The sequence below is a fragment of the Micromonospora sp. genome, assembly GCF_048594385.1.
GTDB classification, from domain to species: Bacteria; Actinomycetota; Actinomycetes; order Mycobacteriales; family Micromonosporaceae; genus Micromonospora; species Micromonospora wenchangensis.
Window position 1 is genome coordinate 1 of sequence record NZ_JBMDWU010000303.1, and the last position, 3,646, is coordinate 3,646.

The 3,646-nt window shown below is 72.8% G+C and carries 4 protein-coding genes; 3 read left to right on the forward strand and 1 reads right to left on the reverse strand.

Annotated elements, in window-relative coordinates:
• A partial coding sequence (locus tag ACOJTC_RS16180) for a co-chaperone GroES (protein ID WP_420117503.1) occupies nucleotides 1-149 on the reverse strand: 149 nt, incomplete at its 3' end.
• A gap of 339 nt (nucleotides 150-488) precedes the next feature.
• Here ACOJTC_RS16180 and ACOJTC_RS16185 point away from each other — a divergent pair.
• From ACOJTC_RS16185 to ACOJTC_RS16195, 3 genes are all read left to right on the forward strand, one after another.
• A complete protein-coding gene (locus ACOJTC_RS16185) occupies nucleotides 489-1,808 on the forward strand; it encodes a THUMP-like domain-containing protein (protein ID WP_420117501.1) in 1,320 nt (439 codons plus the stop codon).
• 10 nt (nucleotides 1,809-1,818) lie between these two features.
• Nucleotides 1,819-2,298 carry a Cys-tRNA(Pro) deacylase gene (ybaK, locus tag ACOJTC_RS16190; protein WP_420117502.1) on the forward strand — a complete coding sequence of 160 codons (480 nt, stop codon included), beginning with the start codon at nucleotides 1,819-1,821 and terminating at the stop codon, nucleotides 2,296-2,298.
• 209 nt (nucleotides 2,299-2,507) lie between these two features.
• Nucleotides 2,508-3,608: a sugar ABC transporter substrate-binding protein gene (locus ACOJTC_RS16195; protein WP_204924912.1), complete on the forward strand. Its 1,101-nt coding sequence runs from the start codon at nucleotides 2,508-2,510 to the stop codon at nucleotides 3,606-3,608.
• Nucleotides 3,609-3,646: the final 38 nt, after the last annotated feature.

Below are 3,646 nucleotides of genomic sequence, written 5' to 3' on the forward strand. Positions count from 1 at the left end.
GCGAGGACGGTGCCCTCCTGCGGCTTCTCCTTGGCGGTGTCGGGGATCACGATGCCCGACGCCGTGGTGGTCTCAGCCTCGTTCGCCTGGACCACGATCCGGTCCTCGAGCGGCTTGATCGCAACCTTGGTCGCGGTAGTCACGGGCATACCCTCCTGGGGTACTGGTTTCGTTGCTGGCCAGCGGGGCTGACCAGCGTCAATCTGCCTCATGCCACCGGGCGGGGCCGTCGTCGCGGGTGCCGGTCCGCCTGGCGTTCAACCCCCGGGCACCAGGGCCCGGACGTTGGCACCCTCAGGGTGAGAGTGCTAATCGCAGGTTATTCCTCGGCTAGCACTCCGTCAAGGAGAGTGCCAATCTGCCGCCCTTCGTGTCGCCGCCCGCCATTATCAACTCACGGGGGGCGATGTGGCGGTGACGACCCCGCTCGGACACCGCAACATCGGCCCGCCTGAGTCGATCTACCGGCCGAGCCGGACAATGGGCGGGTGGATCTCGACCAGTTCGCCGCGCTGCGTACCGCCGAGGGGTCGGCCGCGCTCGCCGCGGCGACCGGGGTGGCCGGCGGCGACCCGCTGGTCGCGGCCGCGGCGCTGCGCTCGCGCGGGGTGCCGGCCGGGCTGGCCGCCGCCGCACTGACCCAGGCCGAGCTGCGCCGCCGCGCGGTCGGCAAGTTCGGCCCGGAGGCGGCCGGGATGTTCCTCACCCGCCCCGGCCTGGAGCAGGCCACCCGCCGGGTGGTCGCCGACCGGCGGGCCGCCCGGCTGGCCGCCGCCGGGGTGCGCACCCTCGCCGACCTGGGTTGCGGCCTCGGTGCCGACGCGCTCGCCGCCGCCCGCGCCGGCATCCGGGTGTACGGGGTGGAGGCCGACCCGGTCACCGCCGCGCTGGCCGCCGCGAACGCCGAGGCCGCCGGGCTGGCCGGGCGGTTCACCGTGGAGTGCGGCGACGCGACGGCGTTCGACGTGACCCGGGTCGACGCGGTGTTCTGCGACCCGGCCCGACGGCGGGCAGGAACCGGACGGCGGATCTTCGACCCGGACGCCTACTCGCCGCCGTGGGACTTCGTCACCGGGCTGGCCGCACGGGTGCCGCACACGGTGGTGAAGGTGGCCCCCGGCATCGACCACGCCCGGATCCCGGCCGACGCCGAGGCGGAGTGGGTCAGCGTCGACGGCGACCTGGTCGAGGCGGCCCTGTGGGGCGGCCCGCTCGCCGGGGTGCCCCGCCGGGCGACCGTGCTGCGGGCGGGGCCCGCCGACCGGCAGCGACCGGCGGGCGGCCCGGCGACCCCCGGGGACCGGCCCACCGGTCCCGGTGCCGGGGCGACCGACGGCCACCAGCCGGCCGTCCCCGGTGACCCCCCGGAGCGGAGCCACCAACTGACCGGCACGGGTGACGTCGAGGCGGGAGTCGGGCCGGTACGGCGCTACCTGTACGACCCGGACCCGGCGGTGGTCCGGGCGCACCTGGTCGCCGAACTGGCCGACACCCTCGACGCGACGCTCGCCGACCCGAGCATCGCCTACCTCTACGCGGACGCCCCACGCCCCACCCCGTTCGGCAGGTGCCTGGAGATCGTCGACGTGCTGCCGTTCTCGCTGAAGCGGCTGCGCGCACTGCTGCGGGAGCGCCGGGTCGGCCGGGTGGAGATCCTCAAGCGGGGCTCGGCGTTGTCGCCCGAGCAGCTGCGCCGGGACCTGCGACTGGCCGGGGAGAATCCGGCCAGCCTGGTGCTGACCCGGGTGGCCGGGGCGCCGACGGTGCTGATCGGCCGACCGGTCGCGGACGGGGGCCCGCCGGGCTAGCGTGTCCGGCATGGCGGGACAGGCCACCGCGGCGACGGCGCTGCTGACCAAGCGGAAGATCGCCCACCGCACCCACCCGTACGACGTCGCCCCGGACGCGCCGAACTACGGCGCGCTGGTCGCGGCGGCGCTCGGCGTGCCGCCGGAGCGGGTGTTCAAGACGCTCGTCGCCGAGGTCGACGGGGCGCTGGCGGTGGCGGTCGTCCCGGTCACCGGCGAGCTGAACCTCAAGGCGCTGGCCGCGGCGCTGGGTGGCAAGCGGGCCGCGCTGGCCGACCGGGCCGCCGCCGAGCGGAGCACCGGTTACGTGCGGGGCGGGATCAGCCCGCTGGGCCAGCGGCGACGGTTGCCGACGGTGGTCGACGTCTCCGCGCTGGACCACGACACCGTCTACGTGTCGGCCGGCCGGCGGGGGTTGCAGCTCCAGCTCGCCCCGGCGGATCTGGTGGCCCTCACCGACGCCCGCACCGCGCGGATCGCCGCCGGCTGACCCGGCGTCAGGAGCCGGTCGCAGACCGGACACGCAGCGTGATTGCGGGGCGGGTGTCCCGGGGGTGACAACCGCGTTGCTGAATTGTTACCGCCGCCAACAAACTTCTGACCTCGGCAGTCTTGCGCCCGGCTCGCGGCCGGGAATACGTTGCCGGACACAACAAAACACCGACCACTCCTCCCCCACCCTCGAAAGGACCCGTGCAGATGCGCAAGGGCTTCCTCACCTTCGCCGCCGTGGGCCTGCTGGCCACCGGCAGCATGGCCGCCTGCGGCGACGACTCCAGCAGCAACGAGGCCGGCGGCGACACCGCCAAGAAGCCGAAGATCGGCGTGATCCTGCCGGACAGCAAGTCCTCCGCCCGCTGGGAGACCGCCGACCGCAGGTTCCTCAAGGCCGCCTTCGACGCCGCCGGTGTCGAGTCGGACATCCAGAACGCGCAGAACGACAAGAACGCCTTCCAGACCATCGCCGACCAGATGATCACCAGCGGGGTCACCACCCTGATGATCGTCAACCTGGACTCCGGCACCGGCAAGGCCGTGCTGGACAAGGCGAAGTCGCAGGGTGTCGCCACGATCGACTACGACCGGCTCACCCTGGGCGGGTCCGCGCAGTACTACGTCAGCTTCGACAACGAGGCCGTCGGCAAGCTCCAGGGCGAGGGCCTGGTCAAGTGCCTGACCGAGAAGGGCGTCAAGAACCCGACGGTCGCCTACCTCAACGGCTCGCCGACCGACAACAACGCCACCCTGTTCAAGAACGGCTACGACTCGGTGCTCAAGCCGAAGTTCGAGTCGAAGGAATACACCAAGGGCCCGGACCAGTCGGTGCCGGACTGGGACCCGGCGCAGGCCGCCACCATCTTCGAGCAGATGCTCACCCAGACCGGCGGCAAGATCGACGGTGTGCTCTCCGCCAACGACGGTCTCGGCAACGCGGCCGTCTCGGTGCTGAAGAAGAACAAGCTCAACGGCAAGGTCCCGGTGACCGGCCAGGACGCCGACGTGACCGGCCTGCAGAACATCCTCGCCGGTGACCAGTGCATGACCGTCTACAAGGCCGTCAAGAAGGAGGCCGACGCGGCCGCCGAGCTGGCCATCGCCGTGGCCAAGGGCGAGCGCAAGGAGACCGGGCAGACGGTCAAGGACCCGGAGAGCGGCCGGGACGTCCCGTCCGTGCTGCTGGAGCCGAAGGCGATCGACAAGGCGACCGTCAAGGACGTCGTGGCCGACGGCTACGTCGACAAGGCGAAGCTCTGCACCGGCGCGTACGCCGCGCTCTGCACCGCCAACGGCATCAGCTGACCGTACGACGAGCGTCGTACCCCGCCGACGCGACGCCG